This window comes from Paractinoplanes aksuensis (assembly GCF_024137025.1).
Classification (GTDB): Bacteria; Actinomycetota; Actinomycetes; order Mycobacteriales; family Micromonosporaceae; genus Actinoplanes; species Actinoplanes aksuensis.
Genome location: NZ_JAMYJR010000100.1, coordinates 1 through 596 on the forward strand (window position 1 = coordinate 1; position 596 = coordinate 596).

1 protein-coding gene is annotated in these 596 nt (G+C 64.8%); it reads right to left on the reverse strand.

What is annotated here, in order from left to right:
- Positions 1-596 (reverse strand): extracellular solute-binding protein (locus M1L60_RS46735; protein ID WP_253244080.1); only part of this gene is annotated, 596 nt, incomplete at both ends.

Here is a 596-nt window from a genome sequence, read left to right on the forward strand (position 1 = left end):
CCCGTGTAGAGCAGCGCCTGGTCGGCGTTGGAGTCGGCCGTGGTCGACGAGAAGCCCTTCTGGAAACCGTTGGCCTTCACCAGATCCTGGATCTTGGTGAGCATGTCGAGCACGGCCGGGTCGCTCCACGCGTCCTTCTCGCCCGCGAACACCTTGTCGAAAACTTCCGAGCCGGCGGTGCGGTCGAGCAGGAACTCGAGCCACATCATGTTCGTCCAGCGCGACTGGCCACCGAGCGAGAACGGGGCGATCTTGGCCGCGTTGAACTTCGGCACCAGGGCCATGATCTCGCCCCACGACTGCGGGGGCTGCACGCCGACCTGCTCGAAGACCTTCTTGTTGTAGAACAGCACGATCGGCTGCACGGTCTCGACCGGCAGGGCGTAGATCTTGCCGTTGACCGTGGCCGCGCCGAACGAGGACGGAAGGATCTTGTCCTTGACCGCGGCGTTCTGCCCCAGCCACTCGGTCAGGTCTTCCACCTGGTTCGAGTCGACGTACTCCTTGAGGCCGCCGCCGCCCCAGCCCCAGATCATCGTCGGGCCCTGGCCGGCGCCGATCGAGGTCTTGATCTTCTGCTTGTACGCGTCGTTCTG